The following is a 21001-nucleotide window of genomic DNA, read 5'->3' as shown; positions in this document are numbered from 1 at the left end:
AAATTTAAACTACCGGGTATATTAGTAGAGTAAATATCACAATTATTACAAAGATTGTCTTAAAATCTCATTTTAAAAATTAGAATTTTAATTATTCGAATCAGCATATTTACTATATTTATATAAACACCCTGACTATTATCATTTTTTTTATAACCGTATTCAACTAGCTTGGGATAAACTGATACTACCTTTTTTGACCAACCTGGTCAAATACAAATCTCTGACTAACAGCTAGATACAGCTAAACATCTGTTTCACATTTTCAAGCACAAATATGAATATGAAAACTAATCATCTCATCAGTGAATTTTTACTTTTAAATAGTATAGCTGTTGTAGGCGTCTCTAGAAATGGCAAAGAGCCTGCAAACCATATCTTTGAAAAGTTTAAACAAGAAAGCTATCAGGTATATGCTGTAAATCCAAATACATCTCAAATTGCCGGAGAAAAAGTGTATCACGATGTACTTTCGATTCCAGAGCATGTAGAAGGAGTAGTTATTGCTACTCATCCAGATATAACCAAGTCTATTATTGAACAGTGTGCAGCCAAAGGAGTAAAATATGTTTGGATACACAAATCTTTTGGTGAGGGTAGTTACTGCGAAGAAGCTGTAAAATATGCACACCTAAGACACATCAATGTAATTGAAAGCGGTTGTCCATTAATGTACCTCAACCCCGATTTGGTGCATACCTGCATGAAATGGGTTCTTAATAAGTTTAACAAAACACACGAAGAAGAAACTGTAACCGCTTAATCTTGACGTTTTATTAAATTATTTCAATCATAAAGAAAATATTTTGTGATAATAGGAGCTTATTTGTTTAATTGCTCATTGTAATTAAGCATATATCTATTTTGACTCAAACATCTGACTTAACACCCAATAATACAGAGAAAAACATCCCAAAAGTTGTAAATGCCTGGTGTTCTTACGACTGGGCAAACTCTGTATATAATTTAACAATTACAGCTACTATATTTCCAATTTACTTTAGCGGTTCTACTAGAGCCGCTTTTGATAATAGCAATCAAATTAGCTTTTTTGGATTACAAATAGAAAACTCTGTACTCTATACGTATGCCATATCTTTCTCTTTTCTGGTAATTGTATTTTTATCGCCAGCACTATCAGGTATTGCAGATTATAGCGGAAAAAAGAAAAGATTTATGCGTTTTTTCACCTATACTGGTGCATTAGCATGCTTTGGCTTATATTTCTTTACTGGTGAAAATGTAGAATGGGGAATATTTTGTTCTGTATTGGCAAGTATTGGCTATGCAGGTGCACTTGTTTTCTACAATGCATTTCTACCTGAAATTGCTACTGTCGATAAAATGGACTCTTATAGTGCCCGTGGTTATGCAATGGGTTATATTGGTAGTGTCATTTTATTGGTAATCAACTTAGTAATTATATCAAACTACGAAGCCCTTGGCATTACAGAAGGTTTAGCTACCAGATTATCTTTTTTACAAGTTGCTATTTGGTGGTTTGGTTTTGCTCACATTGCCCTTCATTACCTACAAGACAGACCAACTGGACATCCATTTAATAAAGCTGTAATTACCAGAGGTTTTCACGAATTAAAATCGGTAATCAATAAGCTTAAAAAACAGGTAAATACACTTAGGTTTCTTATCTCCTTTTTCTTCTATAGCATGGGAGTACAAACTGTAATGTTACTTGCTCCGCTTTTTGGTGAAAAAGAGATTCATATGGAAGGTACTAAACTAATTGCAGTGGTGCTAATTCTCCAAATAGTTGCTATTGTAGGCGCTTATACATTTGCTGCTATCTCTAAAAAGTTTGGCAACAAGACAGGTATTGCCATAGCTGTTGTTATCTGGATGTTTATATGTGTTGGCGGATATTTTCTTCAAGAAGAAACTCAGTTTTACATGCTGGCAGTTGCATTAGGCTTTGTAATGGGAGGAATTCAATCTCTTAGTCGCTCTACCTATTCTAAACTCATTCCCGAAAACTCAGTTGACACCGCATCTTATTTCAGCTTTTACGACATTAGCGAAAAAATAGCAATCGTACTTGGCACTTTTTCTTATGGGTTTATTGAACAACTTACCGGAAGTATGCGTAATAGTATGCTTGCTATGATCGGCTTCTTTTTAGTAGGACTTATAGTAATTTTATTTACACGTTTACCAAAAACATCAGCTTAAAAGCTTATGATTTACTCCTTCTTAAAGATAATTGTAAAGATTGCAACCCGTATTTTTTTCAAAAAAATCTCAGTAAATAACAAAAAATTAATTCCAGAAGAAGTACCTCTAATTGTAGTAGCCAATCATCCGAATACATTTATGGATCCGGTATTGATTGCTGCCCTAATGCAGCAACAAGTGTATTTTTTGGCAAAATCAACAGTATTTGGCTCACCCATTAAAGACTGGTTTTTGGGTAATATTCTAAATATGATTCCGGTTTACCGCAAGCAAGATTTGCCACCAGGTAAATTAGCAAACAATCAGGCCGTGTTTGAAAAATGCTTTGACTTTTTAAAGAATAAAGGGACACTACTCATCTTTCCTGAAGGTACTAGTGTGATGGAAAAGAAGCTAAGAGAGATTAAAACAGGTACTGCCAGAATTGCCTTAGGAGCCGAAGCCGAGAATAATTTTAATTTAGGAGTGAAGATTTTAACTGTAGGAATTAACTACTCAGAAGGAGAAAAATTTAGAAGTGATGTTACACTGAATATAGATGAACCTATAAATGTTAGTGAGTGGAAAGAAGTCTATAATAATTCATCTTCTGATGCTGCCCACAAACTGACAGATCATATTAGAGAGAAGCTTGAAAAGCAATTAGTAGTTACAATAGATAAAGATCACGAAAGATTACTTGAGCAAACCGAATTGATTTTTAAAAATGAACTAGCTGAATCTATAGATTTACCTAAGAAAGAAAAGGATTTTCTCATTTCTAAAGGTATCTCTGAGGCACTTAAATACTTTGAAGAAAATGATAGCCAAATGCTGGCTTCACTTAAAACAAGAATCAATACTTACTTCCGAAAACTTGATTTATTAGGTCTACACGATGGTTTACTCAAAAAGAAAAACTTAGAATCTAATATCTTTTGGAAAAGCATTCGCATATTAACTTTTCTTATAGTTGGTTCGCCTATATGGTTAATTGGATTGCTCACAAATTATATCCCTTATATTTTACCTTCTAAAATAGCACCTCTTATCTCCAAACATATTGAGTTTCGAGCACCTGTAATGATGGCAATTGGCGTACTTACATTTTCGATCTATTATTTTTTAACTAACCTTTTGGTTTATCAACTCACACATAACTGGGTATTAATTCCTGTGTTCACTTTTCTTTCAGCAATTAGTGGCTTTTTTGTGCTTTTATATTGGAATGTAGTAGTAGAAACAAGAAAAAACCTAAAGCTACTAGGTATTTTCAGAAAAGAAAAAGACATTCTTAGAGAGCTGATTAAAGAAAGAAAAGCCATCTGCAAAATGCTAGAAAAAGCAAAAGATCAATATTTAAATACTTTATAAATACAGTTCTTCTTAGGCTAAGCTTCTTTCTTTTAATGATTGATGATTAAAATTGCAGAAAATTTCTGTTCAAATCGATCATGCATAAGCAAAAATATACACTTATACTATTCTCATTAATCACCTATCTAATGAGTTCTTGCTCCCCATCAAATGAAGATATAATAAATACTGCAAGAGAAAAAATGCAAGCTGGTAAGTTTTCAGAAGCTGTTTCTGTAATTTCTGAACTAGTTGAAAAAGGAGTTGAAGATCCTTCTCTTTATAATATGAGAGGAGTAGCATATTTCAATCTCAAAGAAAACTCAAAAGCACTTACAGACTTCGACAAAGCAATTTCAATGAAAGCAGATGATTATCGCTTTTACTATAACAGAGGAAATGTAAAAAGAACCTTAAACAGACCAGAAAGTGCCGTTGAAGACTATTCGAAAGCTATTGAATTTGAGCAAGGCGAATACGAGATTTACTTAAATAGAGCACTTTCTTTAATGGCCGCACATAACCTTTCTGAATCTATTGAAGATTTTAATGCTGCCAATGAGCTTTCTAATGGCAAAGATGCCAATGTACATTTCTACAGGGGGAAAGCTTATATGGTAACTGAAGATTTTGAAAAAGCACTTAGCGATTTTAATGACTGTATTGCCATTACTCCAGAAAACGCAGAAGCATATTACGGTAAAGCATTAGCTAAAATAAACTTGGCAAGTGGAGAAGCAGATAAAGAAACTTGTAGTGTTATTGCAAAAAGTATAGAATTGGGTTATCAACCAGCGACACAGCTTCAAGAATCGTATTGTAAGGAGAAGTAAAATATTAGAAGTGAAAAAGGGCATAAAAAATACTTTTATAAGTTGCCCTGATTATTTTTTAAAGACCAGCCCAGTTAGTCATTTCCATAAAGGTTTGAAGATCAACTCTATGACCAAGCCACTGGCAGGTAATTAATCGGGTATTTTCCTTAGAATTAAAGTAATTTACATTCAGGTTTGATGGAATTATTTCATCGTGTGCACCTAATACTACATAACTACCTACAGTAGGTTTTTCAGTAATATTATGGTTTTGTACTCTTACAGACCTGAATGGCATTGCTGGATTAAATAGCAACTGATCTACTTCGAGTTTATGACCTAACCAATAACCATAGTATCCGCCAACAGAGCTGGCTACAACATATTCTATTTGGTTTCTAACAGCTTCTTTATATATAATATCAAATGCATCTACTTGTTTGCGATATTCAAGGTGTAAGCTGGTAACTGTATGGCCTCTAGACTCAAGTATCTCAATTTTCCCCGGGTCAGGAAAACTGTCGAGTCCGTGTAAATAAAGAATATTCATAAGTTTAGTTTATTTATTAAATAATTCTTGTTCGTAATTTTCCCATCAGTAACGATTCCGCCCCTTCTTTAATATCAAGCGATATGTTAACCTTAATACTCAAGTAATTTTTAGCTTAATAAAGAAAAAAAGCCGCCTTATATTAAGACGGCTTAACAATTCAATGTATCTATATTGATCAATTTCTTAAGGAAGTTCCACATCAAAGCTTTTTGCACCTAACGTAATAGATACTGTCTTATCACAGCTTCCTGAACCAAAATCAACAGAATACTCAGATTTTCCAACTGGCGAAACATCAATTACACCACTCACTGGATAAAAATATCCTTCGTAGTAGCAAGATGTTTTTAAAACATAAGGTGATGTAATTTCAGTAGAGTAAGATAAGCCATCTCTAGTTGTTCCACTTGAAGTTCCAGTAATATTAAACACACTTGTATATGGATCCATAGAAGCAAAACCTTCTACCCACTCATAAGAGTAAGAAGCATTATAAGTAAATGATTCTCCATCACTAAAGCTCACCTCAAAACCACTCATCGTAATATTAAAAGCATAATTCTCATTTTCATTTAAAACATAGGCAGAAGTAGTAACAGTACCTCTTATTTCATTACCATCTACATAAAATCCATCATAAGTAATAGAATAGGTTATGCTCTCGCTATCAAATCCATCAAAAGACATAATGATTTTACCTTTTCTTAATTTGCCATCAACACCTTCACATCCCTCACCAAAATCATAAATAAACTCGAAGTTTTCTTCTAAAGAATATGTCATGGTTCCACAGAAATAATCGTCTTCTGCAATACGCCCTCCCATTGTACCCATCGCAGACACACTCATGCCCATAGCTGAGTTAATCTCTGCATTTACATACATAATGTCTTCAAATGTGGCTTTACTTTCAGATTCTTCTTCTGTTAAGACTTGTGTTTCGTCTCCTTCATCATCGCATGAAAAAATAATAAAAGAGAGTAATACCAATAGGGCTAAAAGCCTTTTGTGTAGTAGCATAAAATTTAAATTTTAAAATGAATGAATTCCAATGGAATTTACGCAAATTTTATACTTAAGTTAAGTAATATACAGACGTAAAACCTATATATTCATTAACCTTATAATTTGGTATAACTTATTTGAAAAACACATTCAAAAATCAATAAATCTCTAAATTAATTCGGTGCTAATTCTCATTTCAAACCAAAAAGCATGTGAGATTTTATAGCTGAAAATCGGGAACGTTGTTGGGAACGTTACCGTAAAAAAATCTCCTTTATTGCTAATAATTAATCTTGAATTTCTGTAAACTTGAGTAAACATCACAACCAAAAAACCTATTGTTAACTCAATTTTCTAATTGAAAATGAAAAAATTTTTAGACAAAGATTTTTTGCTAGAAACCGAAACAGCACAACATCTTTACCACAATCATGCTGCCTCTAAGCCTATCATAGACTACCATTGCCATATACCTCCACAAGATATTGCCAATGACAGACAGTTTAAAAACCTTACAGAAATCTGGTTAGAAGGAGACCACTATAAGTGGCGTGCCATGCGTACTAATGGCATAGACGAGAAGTATTGCACGGGTGATGTAGATCCGTTCCAAAAGTTTAAGAAGTGGGCTGAGACCGTTCCATATACCCTAAGAAACCCATTATACCACTGGACTCACATGGAGTTACAGCGCTATTTTGGGATTAACGATATTTTAAATGGCAGTACTGCCGAAAAAATTTACAACGAAGCTTCTGAGAAGCTAAACACTCCTGAATACTCTGTAAGAAAGCTACTAAAAAAGATGAATGTAGAGGTTGTTTGCACAACCGACGATCCGGCAGATACTTTGGAGTTCCACAAGAAAATTAAAGAAGACGGCTTCGATGTTAAAATTGCACCGGCTTTCAGAGCTGATAAAGTGCTTGCTATAGAAAACATAGACGCTTACCACGCTTATTTAGAAAAGCTAAGCGAAGCAGCTGATACTAATATTGCTAGTTATAACGATTTACTCTCTGCCTTAAAGAAAAGACACGACTTTTTTCATGATATGGGATGCCGTGTTTCTGATCACGGTTTGGAATATGTATATGCAAAAAACTATAACAATACTGAGATTAAATCCATCTTTAACAAAGTATTGATTAAAGCTGAGCTAAAACCTAAAGAAATTGCCAAATTTAAATCTGCAATACTCGTATTTCTTGCAGAAATGGATCACGAAAAAGGTTGGGTGCAACAATTCCACCTTGGTGCTCTCAGAAACAACAACTCTAGAATGATGAGAGAACTTGGTCCTGATACTGGCTTCGATTCTATTGGCGATTTTGAAATTGGAAAACCACTAGCAACATTCCTCGACAGGCTAGACACCAACAACAAATTGGCGAAAACCATCCTTTATAACCTCAACCCAAGAGATAATGAGCTAATGGCTACCATGATCGGTAACTTTAATGTAGGCAATACTCCGGGTAAAATTCAATTTGGTTCTGGCTGGTGGTTTCTCGACCAAAAAGACGGAATGGAAAAGCAAATGAATGCACTTTCTAACATGGGAATGTTAAGTAAATTTGTAGGAATGCTCACCGATTCTAGAAGCTTTATGTCTTACCCAAGACACGAATACTTCAGAAGAATCCTCTGCAACTTATTTGGAAACGATGTAGAAAATGGCCTCCTACCGAACGATATGGACTTAATATCGCAGGTAGTAGAAGACATTTGTTACAACAACGCTAAAAACTACTTCAACTTCTAGTCTCAACTAGAGTGGAGTTGATAAACACATCTTTATTACTGAACTAAAAATTAAAATTTATTATGGGAAAGAAAGTAGTAACTTTTGGTGAAATAATGTTACGTCTGGCTACGCCAGGATATTTACGCTTTGCACAAACTGATTCTTTTACAGCAACTTATGGAGGTGGAGAAGCTAATGTGGCAGTATCACTTGCGAATTATGGTTTCAGCCCTGCATTTGTAACAAGACTTCCCAAAAACGATATAGGCGATGCTGCCCTAATGTCTTTAAGAAAATATGGTGTAGATACTAGCTACATTGCTAGAGGTGGTGACCGTGTAGGTATTTATTTCTTAGAAACTGGTGCCGTAAGCCGTGGAAGTAAAGTAGTTTACGATAGAGCTAACTCTGCACTTGCTGAGATAGATACAGATATGATAGACTGGGATGCTGTTTTTGATGGTGCTGAGTGGTTCCACTGGACAGGTATTACTCCTGCTGTTTCAGAAGGTGCTGCAAAAGTTTGTTTACAGGCGATTAAGAAAGCAAACGAAAAAGGCATTACAGTTTCTACTGACCTAAACTATAGAAAAAACCTTTGGAAATGGGGCAAAAAAGCTGGTGAAGTAATGGTAGATTTAGTAGAAGGTTGCGATATTATTCTAGGTAATGAAGAAGATGCGGAAAAAGTATTTGGCATTCATCCAGAAGGTGTAGATGTAACTGCTGGCCATGTTGAAGGTGCTGCTTACAAATCTGTAGGTACTCAGCTTATGGAAAAATTCCCAAGAGCTAAAAAAATCATTATTACACTAAGAGGTTCAATTAATGCAAACCACAACTCTTGGTCTGGTGTATTGTGGGATGGAGAAACTCTTTACGAAGCTCCTACTTACCAAATCACGCACATTGTAGACCGTGTTGGTGGTGGTGACTCTTTCATGGGAGGCCTTATCTGTGGTTTACTCACTTACCCAGAAGACGACCAAAAAGCACTAAACTTTGCTGTTGCGGCATCTTGCCTAAAACATACAATCTATGGTGATTTTAACTTGGTAACTCTAGACGAAGTAGAGAAATTAATGAGTGGTGATGCTTCTGGTAGAGTTTCCAGATAATTTTTCAGATTTTAAAAATTTACCGAAATGGCAAGATTCACAAGAATTGAAGTAGCATTAAAAATGAAGGAAACAGGTATGGTACCTGTTTTCTATAATAAAGATATAGAAATTTGTAAAAAGGTATTAAAAGCCTGTTACGATGGTGGTGTAAGAGTTTTCGAATTTACCAACAGAGGCGACTATGCTCATGAGGTATTTTCAGAACTAAACAAATATGCAGCTAAAGAACTTCCTGAAATGATTATGGGCGTAGGCTCTGTAGTAGACCCAGGAACTACCTCATTATACATCCAGTTAGGAACCAACTTTGTAGTTTCTCCGGTACTTAGTGCTGAGATGGCAAAAGTATGTAACAGAAGAAAGATTGCATGGTCGCCAGGTTGCGGTTCTTTAACAGAAATATCTTATGCTGAAGAACTAGGAGCTGAAGTTGTAAAAATATTCCCAGGAACTGAGGTTGGAGGTCCAAGCTTTGTAAAAGCAGTTAAAGGTCCTTTTCCTTGGACAAGCATAATGCCTACTGGTGGCGTTTCGCCAAGCGAAGAAAATCTAACAAAATGGTTCAGTGCAGGGGTTCATTGCGTGGGTATGGGTTCTCAACTCATTACTAAAGACATCATCGAGAGTGGAAATTACGATGAGCTCACTAAGAGAAGCCAAAGTGCTCTAGCTATTATAAAAGCGGTAAGGGGTGTTTAACTCCTTACTTTTCTTTTATAAAGAGAATCTTAAAAGAATTAAAAAATACACTTTTAGGTTTATACAAAATAATTAGGATTATTTCTTGATTCTTTTGTACATTGCTTCTAAAGATTCAAAATATGAAACTGAAATTATCACCTTTCAACTACATACTCATTTTACTCTTCTTCTTTACCTCCTGTGGCAAAGAAAACGATGTAAGAGTAATTAAACTGGCACACGTTCTTAACCCTCAACACTCAGTTCACCGTGCAATGCTCTTCATGGCAGATAGAGTTGCTGAAAAATCTAATGGGAAACTAAAACTAGAAATTTACCATAGTGGGCAATTAGGCTCAGAAAGTCAGTGTCTTGAATTATTACAAATTGGCAGCTTAGGAATCACCAAAGTTTCTACCGCTTCTATGGAAGGTTTCGCACCAAGTTATAAAGTACTTGGTTTGCCTTACATCTTTAGAAGCAAAGAACATATGTATAAAGTTGAAGATGGTCCTATCGGTAAGAGAATCTTAAAAGATGGTGAAAAAGCATGGTTAAGAGGACTATGTTTTTTTGATGCAGGAAGCCGTAGCTTTTATACAAAAGACAAACCCATAGAAGCACCCAAAGACCTCGACGGAATGAAAATTAGGGTAATGAAAAGCATCACCGCCAGTAAAATGGTAAGTGAATTAGGCGCTTCTCCCATGCCCCTACCCTTTGGCGAGCTTTACACTGCTTTACAGCAAGGCGTAGTAGATGGCGCAGAAAATAATCCGCCAAGTTTTTACCTTACCAAACACTATGAGGTTTGTAAATACTATACGCTAAATGAACATACTTCTGTACCAGATGTATTGGTAATAAGCACCATTATATGGGATAGATTATCAGAGCAGGAAAAACAATGGTTACAGGAAGCTGCAAATGAATCTGTACCTGTACAAAGAGAGTACTGGGCAGAGTCTGAAGCAGAAGCACTGGCTGCTGTAAAAGCTGCTGGGGTTGAAGTAAAACAATTAACAGAAGAAGAAAAAGCTACATTCTCAGACAAAGTATCTGTGATGTACGAAGATTATAAGCAAGACACACTTGTATACAATCTGATACAAAAAATTCAGGCGGTTGAGTAGTAATTAAGCTAACTCAAAACCTGTAAAAGCAGAAATAGATAACCATTTCGAAATCGCTTAAGATTTTGAAAACAAGTAAGAAAATGAAAGAAAAAATTGATAGCTTATTAGGCAAGACCCTCACTGTGATAATGGGTTTAATGGTACTAAACGTGCTGCTACAGGTTTTTGCCAGATTTATGAGAATTCAGGTAGACTTTACAGAAGAAGTAGCAGGCTTTCTGCTAATATGGGTTGGTTTACTCGGAGCCAGTTACGCAACTGGTAAGGGTATGCATTTGGCAATTGATCTACTCCCAAGAAGTAAAAGCGTAGAAGCTCAAAAGAAATTCAATATAGTTATCAACCTTATTGTCTTACTATTTGCATTATCTGTAATGGTAATTGGCGGATTCAGACTAGTATATATCACACTTTCTCTTAATCAACTCTCACCTGTACTGGAAATCCCTAAAGGTTACATTTATCTGGTGTTGCCGCTAAGTGGTTTCCTAATCATGTATTACAGCATCATCAACATGAAAAAAGAAAATCCTTTTGGAGAATAATTAATAAGATATCAATAAACTAATAGAACAAAATAGATATGGAGATATTTGAAATACTGGTACTGGTCGTCAGTTTTGTAGTGTTGCTTACAATTGGTGTTCCGATTGCATATAGTATTGGTATTTCGGCAGTAATTACCATGTTGGTAAGTATTTACCCCCTACCTGCAGTTACTACCATTGCCCAACGTATGGCCACTGGTCTAGAAAGCTTTACTCTTTTGGCAATTCCTTTCTTTATTCTCGCGGGGCAATTAATGAATCGGGGCGGCATTGCATCACGGCTTATAGACTTCGCCAAAGTATTAGTGGGAATGTTACCCGGCGGTTTAGCATTTGTAAACATTGTTGCTTGTATGCTTTTTGGAGCTATTTCTGGTTCAGCAGTAGCAGCCGCTTCTGCTATTGGTGGTTTTATGAATAGCCGCATGGAAGAAGAAGGATACGACAAATCTTTTTCAGCAGCGGTAAACATTACCTCTTCTACCACAGGTATGATCATCCCTCCTAGTAACATCCTAATTGTATATTCACTTGCATCGGGTGGAGCTTCAATTGGAGCTTTGTTCTTAGCAGGTTATTTACCAGGAATTTTAGTGGGTTTAATGCTTATGGTTGTGGCTGGTGTATTTGCATATAGACATAAATACCCAACCTCAGAGTCAGCTTCAATCTCAGAAGGATTAAAAAAAATGCTCAATGCTTTACCAAGTCTTTTTCTCTTGGTAGTTGTAATTGGAGGAATTGTAGCAGGATATTTTACAGCAACTGAAGCTTCTGCCATTGCAGTATTATATACCTTTATTCTAGCATTACTTTACAAAGAAATATCATTTAAAGATGTACCAAGCATCTTATTAGACACCGTATCTACTACGTCTATTGTACTATTGCTCATTGCCACTTCAATTGGTATGTCGTGGGTAATGTCTTACGAAAACATTCCTCAGGCAGTAAGTGAAGCACTTCTATCTATTAGTGATAATAAGATAGTTGTATTACTACTAATTAATGTGATTCTACTAATTGTTGGAATCTTTATGGATATGACTCCAGCAGTTTTAATATTCACACCTATTTTCTTACCAGTAGTTACAGAACTTGGAATAGATCCAGTTCATTTTGGAATTATCATGGTACTCAACCTAAGTATCGGTCTGTGTACTCCTCCTGTAGGAAGTGTACTATTTGTAGGTTGTAGTGTTGCCAATGTGAAAATCGAAAAAGTGATCAAACCGCTTATACCATTGTTTATAGCAATGATTGTTGCACTTATACTAGTAACATACGTTCCAGAAATCAGCTTATGGTTACCAGCTATTTTTGATCTATAATTACTACACAATTAAAGCTTAGTGATCTGAACAAAATGTATCAGGCATTGCTTTAATTTATTAAAGCCAACTTTAATTACCGCAGTATGAAAAATAAAGTATTAAAAGTTCATAAAGATGATAATGTGCTGGTTGCACTAACAAATCTTAAAAAGGGTGAGGTAATTTCTTTCGAAGGAATTGACTATGAGCTACTAGAAGACATTAAACAAAAACATAAATTTAATACAGTAGCATTCGAAGCAGGTGATATTATTGTGATGTATGGTGTACCTGTTGGCAAAGCTGTGCAAAGTATTTCTAAAGGCTCTATGCTTACTACTTTTAATGTAAAGCATTATGCAAACGAGTACGGAAACAAAAAAGAACAAAAAGAATGGATTGCTCCTGATGTAAGTAAGTTCAGCAGCAAAACATTTAATGGATTTTATAGAACAGATGGCAAAGTTGGTACGGCAAACTATTGGTTATTAATTCCATTAGTTTTTTGTGAAAACAGAAATATTGGAGCCATTGCAGAGATTTTATCAGAAGAACTAGGCTATTCTAAAGGTAGAGACTACAACATCAACGTAAAATCTTTGGTAGATCAATACCAATCTGGTGCTTCTATTGACGACTTAGTAGCTGAGGATATTCTGATGACACCAGAACAGCAAAAACGCAATAGAGTTTTCCCTAATATAGATGGAATAAAAATACTCACCCACGAAGGTGGTTGTGGTGGTACCCGAATGGACTCCGAAGTTTTGTGTTCATTATTAGCAGGATATATTACAAACCCAAATGTTGCCGGAGCTACTATTTTGAGCCTTGGTTGTCAAAATGCTCAACCCGAAATTCTTGAGAAAGAAATAACTAAAAGAAATCCAGATTTCGACAAGCCAGTTTTCTTGCTTGAACAACAAAAAAGCAAATCAGAAGCAGACTTAATTGCAGAAGCAGTTAAAAAAACATTTACTGGTTTAATAGAAGCCAATAAAAATGAAAGAAAACCTGCTCCCCTATCTAAACTGATTGTTGGTTTAGAATGTGGTGGTTCCGATGGTTTTTCTGGTATCTCAGCAAACCCTGCTGTAGGACATGCTGCAGACTTAGTAGTGGCACTTGGAGGTACTGTTATCTTATCTGAATTTCCAGAACTATGTGGTGTTGAACAAGAATTAAGTGATCGTTGTATTACCGAGGAACTTTCAGAAAAATTCACTTCTTTAATGACCAACTACAACAAGCAAGCAATTGCAGTAGGCTCTGGTTTTGATGCCAATCCATCTCCGGGAAACATTAAAGATGGTCTCATTACAGATGCGATCAAATCTGCCGGGGCAGCAAAGAAAGGTGGTACATCTCCTGTAATGGATGTTTTAGATTACACTGAAACAGCCGAAAAACCAGGGTTAAACCTTTTATGTACACCAGGAAATGATGTAGAATCAACTACTGGACTTGCTGGTTCAGGTGCTAATGTAATACTCTTCACAACTGGTTTAGGAACACCAACAGGTAACCCTATAGCTCCAACAATTAAAATTTCATCAAACACAGAATTGTATAATAGAATGAATGATGTGATTGATGTAAATGCAGGAACCATTATAAGTGGAGAAGATACTATAGAGACCAAAGGAGAAGAGATTCTTGAAAAGATAATTGCAATAGCTAGTGGAGAACTTGTTCCCCATGCAGTAAGGCTAGGTCAAGACGATTTCATCCCGTGGAAACGTGGAGTATCACTTTAATTAAATTTCAGACTAAGAAAAATAATATATAAAATGGCATTAAAAAGACTTAACAGAAGTCTGGTAGCGACTAATGTCTTGCCAGAAAAAGTATTACAATTTGGAGAAGGAAACTTTTTAAGAGCCTTTGTAAACTGGTGTATCGAAACCATGAACAAAAAAGGCTTATTAAATGCGGGTGTTGTAGTGGTTCAACCAATTGAACAAGGTTTAGTAGAGATGTTAAACGAGCAAGATGGCCTTTACACACTGTATTTAAATGGTATAAAAAAGGGAGAAGCAGTAAGTGAACATCAAATAATCGACTGTATTACCAGAGGTTTAAACCCATATTCTCAGTATGCAGAATATTTAAAAACTGCCGAAAACCCCGAAATGGAGTTTGTTATATCAAACACCACAGAAGCTGGAATTACTTTTAAAGGTGAAACTCCGGCATCTGGTGAAACCCCAGAAAGTTTTCCGGGCAAGTTAACAGCTTGGTTAAAACATCGCTTTGAGTTCTTTAATGGTGCAGAAGATAAAGGTGTTACCATTATACCATGTGAGCTTATCAACCACAATGGTAAAATGCTCAAAGAAAACATTCTAAAATATGCAGATCACTGGCAGTTAAGTGATGACTTTAAGAAATGGGTAGAAGAAAGCTGCTCATTCTATAACACACTGGTTGACAGAATTGTACCGGGTTATCCAAGAGAAAAAGCGGCTGAGCTATGCGAAGACTTAGGTTATGAAGATAAACTAATTGTAGAAGGTGAGCAATTCCATTTGTGGGTAATTGAAGGACCAGAAACTATCAAAGAGAAACTTCCGGCAGACATCGCTGGTTTAAATGTGATATTTACTGATAACCAAGCACCGTATAGAAGTAGAAAAGTAAGAATCTTAAATGGAGCACATACATCTATGGTTCCAGTTGGTTTACTAGCAGGTGAAGAAACTGTTAAAGATGTGCTTGATAATGAGTCACTTACTCAATTTGTAGAGACTGCCATTTTTAATGAGATTGTTCCAACGCTTGATTTAAACATAAACGAGCTAAATACTTTTGCTAACGAAGTACTAGACAGGTTTAGAAATCCATATGTTAAGCACTTTCTCTTAAGTATTTCATTAAACTCTCATGCTAAATACAACACCAGAATTCTTCCATCTGTAATTGAATATCAGAAAAGAAAAGGAGAACTTCCAAAAAGGTTAGTATTTGCATTAGCTGCTCTAATCCAATTATTTAGAGATAAAGATGGCAAGTTTGGCGATTCTTTAAACGACGACAAAGAAGTACTTGCCCTTTACAAAGAAATAAAGGATAACAATATTACAGACTATTCAACCATTGTTGACAAAGTATTCGGATTGGATTCTGTTTGGAATGGCAGCCTAAATCAAATAGAAGGCTTAAAAGAAATGGTAGTTGAAGATTTAAAAGCTATTGATGAGAAAGGTATTGATTCAGCTCTATCAGAAATTTAATTTCTAGTCAATAGCATCCGGATCAACTGTATCATCAAGTTCATCAAGTTCGGCTTTTTTAATCATGTCGAAACGCCTGATAAGGTAGAGTTCATCCAAACTTTTGTTACGCACCTTGCCAAAACAAGTATGATTACCGTCAAGGTGCGCAACATTATTTCTATCAAGGCAAATTACAAATTGAGAACCAGAAGTATTCAATCCTGCATTACACATGGAAAGCACTCCTATATCGTGTAATTGCCTCATTCCATTTAGTTCACTCTTAATAAAATAACCAGGTCCCCCCGTTCCATCTGCATCTGGGCACCCGGTTTTCACAAAAGTATCATGAACATATTGATGGAAAACAAGCCCGTCATAAAATCCATCTTCAACGAGCTCTATAAAATTTTCTACAGTAGCAGGTGCATCTTCAGTGTATAGTTCAGCCTCTATCTCTCCTTTTGTAGTATAAAATCTTACTAATTTCAAGGAACAATAAATTTGAATCCTATTGCATGCACATTAATGATTTGTATAGCAGGATCGTCTTTCAAATATTTTCTAAGTCTCGACATAAACACATCAAGGCTTCTGCCTGCATAATAATCATCATTTTGCCACACTTCCTGAAGAATATATTCTCTTCTGATAAGATCATTTCTGTGCTTGAAAAGGAAATGTAGTAGCTCTGTCTCTCTGGCAGTTAACTTTCTAAACTCCTCACTATCGCCTAAATACAATTTTTGGTAAGGCACATCTAATGTGTAATTACCAATTGCTAATTTGGCGCTCTCTTCATCCTCAATTGTAGAAGACTTAGGTTTGTTTTGTTGCCTTTTCATAATTACTTCAATTCTTAGAAGTAATTCTTCCATATCGAAAGGCTTGGTTAGGTAATCGTCTGCTCCAATTTTAAAAGCTTTGATTTTGTCTTTAGCGAGAGTTTTCGAAGTAATGAATAAAATAGGAACATACTCATCTAATTTTCTAACTTCTTGCGCTAATGTAAATCCGTCTTTATAAGGCATCATCACATCAAAAATGCAAATATCAAAACTGTAGTTATTAAATGCATTGAACCCTGCTTTACCATTATCACAATATACTACATCGTAATTTCTGATGTCAAGATATCTCTTTACCAACTTGGCAATTATTCTGTCATCTTCTACCAGTAGTACTTTTGCTTTCTTATTCATACTTATATGATTAGATGTAACAATTTTATGGCTGTTTAAACCATGTCAATTTTTTTACTAGATTTAGGAACGTTAACATTTTAACAATATTCTTCAACACAAAGTATGATTTAATGATGAGTGCATTGCATAAATGTGATGTTTATTCACTTTTGTTAACACATTAAACTTAGAAGTAATATTTGAAATTCTAAAAAAAATTCCGCAAATTTTTATCAGACTTTGCAGTTATTCTTAACAATGGGAAGTTTTTTGCACTAAATCTTTGTTCAAATAAACGTTAAACAAAGCATAACGCATCATTTCAGCTGTATACTTTTTATGAAAAAACTTTTTAAAGTCGCTTTTTTCTACAGCTTTATTGTAATTACTACGATTTCGGTAGCATATGGCATTTTCTTTATGAATCAGATCAGATGCATAATGGTAAGCTATTCTGGTACGGGTTTAAGAGAAGTGGAAAATGGTATTTATGTTGACCCTGATATGGATGACATTGAAGTTCAGTTATTACTTTTAAACATAGAACAGTCTAGAGACAGAGTAGGCCTTTTTTTCGACTCTATTACCGCTAAACCTACTATAATTGCTGGCCCTTCTAAAGAGATAATGAAAAAATATGGGGCAAATCTGCGTAGTCCAGGTATGAATCACATAACCTTTCTAGGCACCTATATTGTACTTGGTCCGGGAGGTTTAAATCGAGATGTAATTAGCCATGAGTTAGTGCACTCAGAGCTAGTAAGCCGAGTTGGGTGGGTAAATCGTGAAACTAAAATTCCGACTTGGTTTGATGAAGGTTTGGCACTTATGTTAGACTACCGATATGCCAACTCCGATGCCATGTGGATGATGCTTACATCTAATGGTAAAAATGCTCCTGAACTACCCGAACTCGCCAATATGCATGACTTTATGCGGTACACCGAAAAAAGCCCTTTTTTCTCATATGTTACTTCTATGCGGGAAGTTTCTCGTTGGTGGAATATAGTCGGCCTTCAGGGCTTTAATGAGTTCTCCGAATTGCTTAAACAAGGTTATTCTTTTGAAGAAGCCTACCAAATGGTAGAGTCTAGATACACCTTTCCTGATGTAGGAAAATAGGCTAAAACGTCAAAAAATAGGGCAAATGCAATTTTATTAACACCTAAAACACTAAGCTTAAAATCGCATTTACCACCAAATAACCTAATTAATAAATATGCTCTTGCAAACGAACTACCTGATTGGTACATATGTCATTCATGTTTAACAAAACAAGATCAGGAGCTTCTGCTACATGTTTGCCAGATAAAATTCTTACAACAATACTCATTGCCAATGCTCCTACTGAAAAAGCCCCCGGAGCAACCTGTGAAGCCGGACAAGGTTTTCCATCTTTCATAATGGTAAATGCTTTAGATAGTGCCTCAATTATATCTGGTTCTAAATTCGCAGATAGTTGCTCTATAAAAGACTTAAAAGTATTTACATAAGATAAATGACTCACTTCACCATGCTCTGGTACACCGAATAATGCACGGAAAGAACTCTCGCAATGAGGAGGGAAATACAGAGCTGCTGCACCCCAACCAGCAGAAACCGCACTAATTACAGGCTTCTCCTGTATTTTACACTGGTCGTGCAAAGAGGTAATTCCTTCAAGACTTAAGAAATCTATGGTATCAAGTACGATATCGGCATTTAAAACTAGTTCTTCTGCATTTTCACTACTTACCCAATCATTATGCACTTCTATAGTTGCTTCTGGATTAATAGCCAATAACCTGTTTTGCAATGCCAGTACTTTAGGTTTTTCTACATCACTATAAGAATAGTCTTGTCTATTCAGATTGTGAAGTTCTATAATGTCTGCATCAACTAATGTAATCTTTTGGAAACCTAATCTAACTGCTGATTCTGCAATGGTACTTCCTATACCACAACCGGCAATTAATAGACGAGTATTTTTAATTTTCTCTTGTACTTCGGGCATAATATACCCTTCGTTTCTCTTGGTAAACTCCTTGTAATTAAACATAGTAATGCTGGTAAGTTTCAGTTAATAAATTCTTCAATTAAAGAACATTTCAATATAAATATTATCAATATTCTTCTTTTTGTTACAAATCAAATCTATTTGGTCACTTATAGTAATCCTAAAATGTTTAAGCCTCATTAACAGCTCAAAGAATAGAGCTTTAAATGCTGGAACTAAATTTCTTTTAAATCCTGTTTAAGGTAAGTTGCTGATTAAAAAGTAGTTATATTTTTAATAAAGACAATTCTACTCATTCAAATAAATTGAAACTGAATTGCTCTAATTAACGTTTATTGTGTGTATAGGTGTAAAAAAATTAATCATTGATGTGATTTATTACACTTTCAATACAATGTAATATTTAAATAACTAATTAAAAATTATTTTTCTAACATAACTTATTCGAAGCCTATAGCATTTCATTTTTACAGATACTTTTTTAATAGGAAACATAAAATACTAACTAAGTTTTTTAGAGAACCTATAAAATTAAATGCTATGAAGACAACTCGATTCAATAAACTATTTTTAATGATACCAGTAATGGGATTATTACTGGCATCATGCTCAAGTGTAAGTAATGTTGTAACTGATTACGATGCAGGAACAGATTTCTCGAGATTTAAAACTTATAATTTTTGGGATGATGTGAAGAAAACAGATGACAAACCATCATACGATCAGTTAGACGAAAGAAGAATAAAAGAAGCAGTAGCACAATCATTGGAGTCTAAAGGGTATGAGTTTACAGAAGACAACCCTGATTTGTTAGCCAATGTGAGAATAATGGTGAAAACCAAAAGAAATGCTACAACTATGAATCCATATTACGGTTACTGGAGGTTTGGTGGCTACAATAATGTTAACATTAATGAGTACGAAGAGGCTACCATACTGGTGGACATTGTTGATGCTAGTAAAAACGTGCTTGTATGGCAAGGTTCAATACAAAGCCCAACTGCTAAAGATCCAGAAGAAAGAGATCGTAAAATTAAGGATGCTGTAATGAAAATGTTCATAAAGTTCGATCACAGAGCAGGACAAAGCAGTTCAACATCCTCATCATCTGAATAACCATCACATCAAATAAACTTACAAAAAGGCTCCTTTTTAAGGGAGTCTTTTTTTTATTCTCTTGTTAACACAAAAGAAATCTAATATAAACAAAAGCTTATACACAAAACACTGGGAATTTACGGATAAGCATCCGAATTTTACACCTTAATGTAAGAAGTACAAAATTGTAAAATCAATAATGAACAACATTCTCAGACTGGCAGTACAAAAATCTGGCAGATTAAGCGAAGGTTCTATGGAATTAATTAAGTCCTGCGGGATTAATGTTTCTAACGGAATCGGAAAACTAAAGGCAAAAGCAAGTAACTTCCCAATTGAGTTTTTCTTTTTGAGAGACGACGATATTCCCGGTTATGTAGCCGATGGAGTAGCAGATATTGGGATAGTAGGCGAAAATGTAGTTGTTGAAAAAGACAAGAGTGTAGCGATTGTACATCGCTTAGGCTTTTCAAGATGCAGACTTTCTATTGCCCTTGCAAAATCAGCCAATTATAATGGCCCTCAAGACCTTAACGGAAAAGGCATTGCGACCTCCTATCCTAAGCTTCTCGAAAAGTTTTTAGCTGAAAATGGTGTAAATGCTGAAGTTCATGAAATTAGTGGATCTGTAGAAATTGCTCCAAGCATTGGTCTTGCAGAAGCAGTTTGTGATATTGTAAGTTCTGGTAGTACTCTTTTTACTAATGGATTAAAAGAAGTAGAAACTATCTTCCAGTCTGAAGCAGTACTAATTGCAAACGAAAATATCTCTGTAGAGAAAAAAGATATTATTGAAAAGCTGCTGTTTAGAATTAAATCTTTACAACAAGCAAAAAACAATAAATACATATTGCTAAATGCTCCTGAAAGTAATGTAGAAGAAATAAAATCTATACTACCAGGAATGCGCAGCCCAACAGTAGTTCCTTTGGCGAATAAAGGATGGGTTTCAATACACTCTGTAATCAACGAAAACGATTTTTGGGAGAAAATCGAAAGCCTAAAAGCTGCTGGAGCAGAAGGAATTTTAGTTGTTCCGATAGAAAAAATGATTCTCTAAACTG

General features: G+C 35.1%; 20 protein-coding genes. 15 read left to right on the top strand and 5 right to left on the bottom strand.

The window, feature by feature from the left end; translation table 11 throughout:
• Nucleotides 1–283: 283 nt before the first annotated feature.
• The 4 genes from OQ292_RS13550 to OQ292_RS13535 all read left to right on the top strand — a co-directional run bounded on the left by OQ292_RS13550 (nt 284) and on the right by OQ292_RS13535 (nt 4358).
• On the top strand, nt 284–763 hold the full coding sequence (locus tag OQ292_RS13550) for a CoA-binding protein (protein ID WP_284682671.1): 480 nt from the start codon (nt 284–286) through the stop codon (nt 761–763).
• 101 nt (nt 764–864) lie between these two features.
• Nucleotides 865–2187, top strand: coding sequence for an MFS transporter (locus OQ292_RS13545; protein ID WP_284682670.1), 1323 nt, complete (start codon nt 865–867; stop codon nt 2185–2187).
• Nucleotides 2188–2193: 6 nt separating this feature from the next.
• Nucleotides 2194–3543, top strand: a complete 1350-nt coding sequence (locus tag OQ292_RS13540; RefSeq protein ID WP_284682669.1) for a lysophospholipid acyltransferase family protein — start codon at nt 2194–2196, stop codon at nt 3541–3543.
• Nucleotides 3544–3623: 80 nt separating this feature from the next.
• Nucleotides 3624–4358 carry a tetratricopeptide repeat protein gene (locus OQ292_RS13535; RefSeq protein ID WP_284682668.1) on the top strand — a complete coding sequence of 245 codons (735 nt, stop codon included), beginning with the start codon at nt 3624–3626 and terminating at the stop codon, nt 4356–4358.
• Between the two features lie 58 nt (nt 4359–4416).
• Here OQ292_RS13535 and OQ292_RS13530 read toward each other — a convergent pair whose 3' ends face one another.
• Nucleotides 4417–4890, bottom strand: coding sequence for a YqiA/YcfP family alpha/beta fold hydrolase (locus OQ292_RS13530; RefSeq protein ID WP_284682667.1), 474 nt, complete (start codon nt 4888–4890; stop codon nt 4417–4419).
• Nucleotides 4891–5076: 186 nt separating this feature from the next.
• Nucleotides 5077–5913: a hypothetical protein gene (locus OQ292_RS13525; RefSeq protein WP_284682666.1), complete on the bottom strand. Its 837-nt coding sequence runs from the start codon at nt 5911–5913 to the stop codon at nt 5077–5079.
• A 349-nt stretch (nt 5914–6262) separates the two neighbouring features.
• Here OQ292_RS13525 and uxaC point away from each other — a divergent pair, with 349 nt between their 5' ends.
• The 8 genes from uxaC to OQ292_RS13485 all read left to right on the top strand — a co-directional run bounded on the left by uxaC (nt 6263) and on the right by OQ292_RS13485 (nt 15677).
• On the top strand, nt 6263–7663 hold the full coding sequence (gene uxaC, locus OQ292_RS13520) for a glucuronate isomerase (RefSeq protein WP_284682665.1): 1401 nt from the start codon (nt 6263–6265) through the stop codon (nt 7661–7663).
• 62 nt (nt 7664–7725) lie between these two features.
• Entirely contained in the window at nt 7726–8763 is a 1038-nt protein-coding gene (locus OQ292_RS13515; RefSeq protein ID WP_284682664.1) for a sugar kinase, read from the top strand.
• Nucleotides 8764–8790: 27 nt separating this feature from the next.
• Nucleotides 8791–9465, top strand: a complete 675-nt coding sequence (locus OQ292_RS13510; RefSeq protein ID WP_284682663.1) for a bifunctional 4-hydroxy-2-oxoglutarate aldolase/2-dehydro-3-deoxy-phosphogluconate aldolase — start codon at nt 8791–8793, stop codon at nt 9463–9465.
• 122 nt (nt 9466–9587) lie between these two features.
• Complete coding sequence (locus tag OQ292_RS13505) at nt 9588–10580, top strand: TRAP transporter substrate-binding protein (protein ID WP_284682662.1); 993 nt, start codon at nt 9588–9590, stop codon at nt 10578–10580.
• 83 nt (nt 10581–10663) lie between these two features.
• On the top strand, nt 10664–11128 hold the full coding sequence (locus tag OQ292_RS13500; protein WP_284682661.1) for a TRAP transporter small permease: 465 nt from the start codon (nt 10664–10666) through the stop codon (nt 11126–11128).
• A 38-nt stretch (nt 11129–11166) separates the two neighbouring features.
• Entirely contained in the window at nt 11167–12462 is a 1296-nt protein-coding gene (locus OQ292_RS13495) for a TRAP transporter large permease (RefSeq protein ID WP_284682660.1), read from the top strand.
• Nucleotides 12463–12548: 86 nt separating this feature from the next.
• The gene (locus OQ292_RS13490; RefSeq protein ID WP_284682659.1) at nt 12549–14201 is read left to right on the top strand and encodes a UxaA family hydrolase; all 1653 of its coding nucleotides are present in this window, start codon (nt 12549–12551) and stop codon (nt 14199–14201) included.
• A gap of 33 nt (nt 14202–14234) precedes the next feature.
• Entirely contained in the window at nt 14235–15677 is a 1443-nt protein-coding gene (locus OQ292_RS13485; protein WP_284682658.1) for a tagaturonate reductase, read from the top strand.
• A gap of 3 nt (nt 15678–15680) precedes the next feature.
• Here the strand turns inward: OQ292_RS13485 and OQ292_RS13480 are convergent, their stop codons facing one another.
• Both OQ292_RS13480 and OQ292_RS13475 read right to left on the bottom strand, forming a co-directional pair.
• A complete protein-coding gene (locus tag OQ292_RS13480; protein WP_284682657.1) occupies nt 15681–16151 on the bottom strand; it encodes a peptidylprolyl isomerase in 471 nt (156 codons plus the stop codon).
• A complete protein-coding gene (locus OQ292_RS13475) occupies nt 16148–16861 on the bottom strand; it encodes a response regulator transcription factor (RefSeq protein WP_284682656.1) in 714 nt (237 codons plus the stop codon). Before OQ292_RS13475 ends, OQ292_RS13480 begins: the two co-directional genes overlap by 4 nt.
• 321 nt (nt 16862–17182) lie before the next feature.
• On the opposite strand from OQ292_RS13475, the gene OQ292_RS13470 reads away from it, so the two are divergent.
• Complete coding sequence (locus tag OQ292_RS13470; RefSeq protein ID WP_284682655.1) at nt 17183–17965, top strand: hypothetical protein; 783 nt, start codon at nt 17183–17185, stop codon at nt 17963–17965.
• Nucleotides 17966–18053: 88 nt separating this feature from the next.
• Here OQ292_RS13470 and OQ292_RS13465 read toward each other — a convergent pair whose 3' ends face one another.
• A complete protein-coding gene (locus tag OQ292_RS13465) occupies nt 18054–18881 on the bottom strand; it encodes a HesA/MoeB/ThiF family protein (protein WP_284682654.1) in 828 nt (275 codons plus the stop codon).
• Between the two features lie 498 nt (nt 18882–19379).
• On the opposite strand from OQ292_RS13465, the gene OQ292_RS13460 reads away from it, so the two are divergent.
• Nucleotides 19380–19955 (top strand): DUF4136 domain-containing protein, encoded by a 576-nt coding sequence (locus OQ292_RS13460; protein WP_284682653.1) that lies wholly within the window; start codon nt 19380–19382, stop codon nt 19953–19955.
• 181 nt (nt 19956–20136) lie between these two features.
• A complete protein-coding gene (gene hisG, locus OQ292_RS13455; RefSeq protein WP_284682652.1) occupies nt 20137–20997 on the top strand; it encodes an ATP phosphoribosyltransferase in 861 nt (286 codons plus the stop codon).
• Nucleotides 20998–21001 lie beyond the last annotated feature (4 nt).

This window comes from Chondrinema litorale (assembly GCF_026250525.1).
Classification (GTDB): domain Bacteria; phylum Bacteroidota; class Bacteroidia; order Cytophagales; family Flammeovirgaceae; genus Chondrinema; species Chondrinema litorale.
Note: the sequence above shows the minus strand (reverse complement) of the source record. Positions and strands in the feature narration are given on the sequence as shown.

Coding starts and splice junctions, on each gene's coding strand:
- OQ292_RS13475 (WP_284682656.1), bottom strand. CDS start 16,861: ATGAATAAGAAAGCAAAAGTACTACTGGTAGAAGATGACAGAATAATT.
- OQ292_RS13495 (WP_284682660.1), top strand. CDS start 11,167: ATGGAGATATTTGAAATACTGGTACTGGTCGTCAGTTTTGTAGTGTTG.
- OQ292_RS13490 (WP_284682659.1), top strand. CDS start 12,549: ATGAAAAATAAAGTATTAAAAGTTCATAAAGATGATAATGTGCTGGTT.
- OQ292_RS13505 (WP_284682662.1), top strand. CDS start 9,588: ATGAAACTGAAATTATCACCTTTCAACTACATACTCATTTTACTCTTC.
- uxaC (WP_284682665.1), top strand. CDS start 6,263: ATGAAAAAATTTTTAGACAAAGATTTTTTGCTAGAAACCGAAACAGCA.
- OQ292_RS13535 (WP_284682668.1), top strand. CDS start 3,624: ATGCATAAGCAAAAATATACACTTATACTATTCTCATTAATCACCTAT.
- OQ292_RS13510 (WP_284682663.1), top strand. CDS start 8,791: ATGGCAAGATTCACAAGAATTGAAGTAGCATTAAAAATGAAGGAAACA.
- OQ292_RS13540 (WP_284682669.1), top strand. CDS start 2,194: ATGATTTACTCCTTCTTAAAGATAATTGTAAAGATTGCAACCCGTATT.
- OQ292_RS13500 (WP_284682661.1), top strand. CDS start 10,664: ATGAAAGAAAAAATTGATAGCTTATTAGGCAAGACCCTCACTGTGATA.
- OQ292_RS13460 (WP_284682653.1), top strand. CDS start 19,380: ATGAAGACAACTCGATTCAATAAACTATTTTTAATGATACCAGTAATG.
- OQ292_RS13515 (WP_284682664.1), top strand. CDS start 7,726: ATGGGAAAGAAAGTAGTAACTTTTGGTGAAATAATGTTACGTCTGGCT.
- OQ292_RS13485 (WP_284682658.1), top strand. CDS start 14,235: ATGGCATTAAAAAGACTTAACAGAAGTCTGGTAGCGACTAATGTCTTG.
- OQ292_RS13465 (WP_284682654.1), bottom strand. CDS start 18,881: ATGTTTAATTACAAGGAGTTTACCAAGAGAAACGAAGGGTATATTATG.
- OQ292_RS13525 (WP_284682666.1), bottom strand. CDS start 5,913: ATGCTACTACACAAAAGGCTTTTAGCCCTATTGGTATTACTCTCTTTT.
- OQ292_RS13470 (WP_284682655.1), top strand. CDS start 17,183: ATGAAAAAACTTTTTAAAGTCGCTTTTTTCTACAGCTTTATTGTAATT.
- OQ292_RS13530 (WP_284682667.1), bottom strand. CDS start 4,890: ATGAATATTCTTTATTTACACGGACTCGACAGTTTTCCTGACCCGGGG.
- OQ292_RS13550 (WP_284682671.1), top strand. CDS start 284: ATGAAAACTAATCATCTCATCAGTGAATTTTTACTTTTAAATAGTATA.
- hisG (WP_284682652.1), top strand. CDS start 20,137: ATGAACAACATTCTCAGACTGGCAGTACAAAAATCTGGCAGATTAAGC.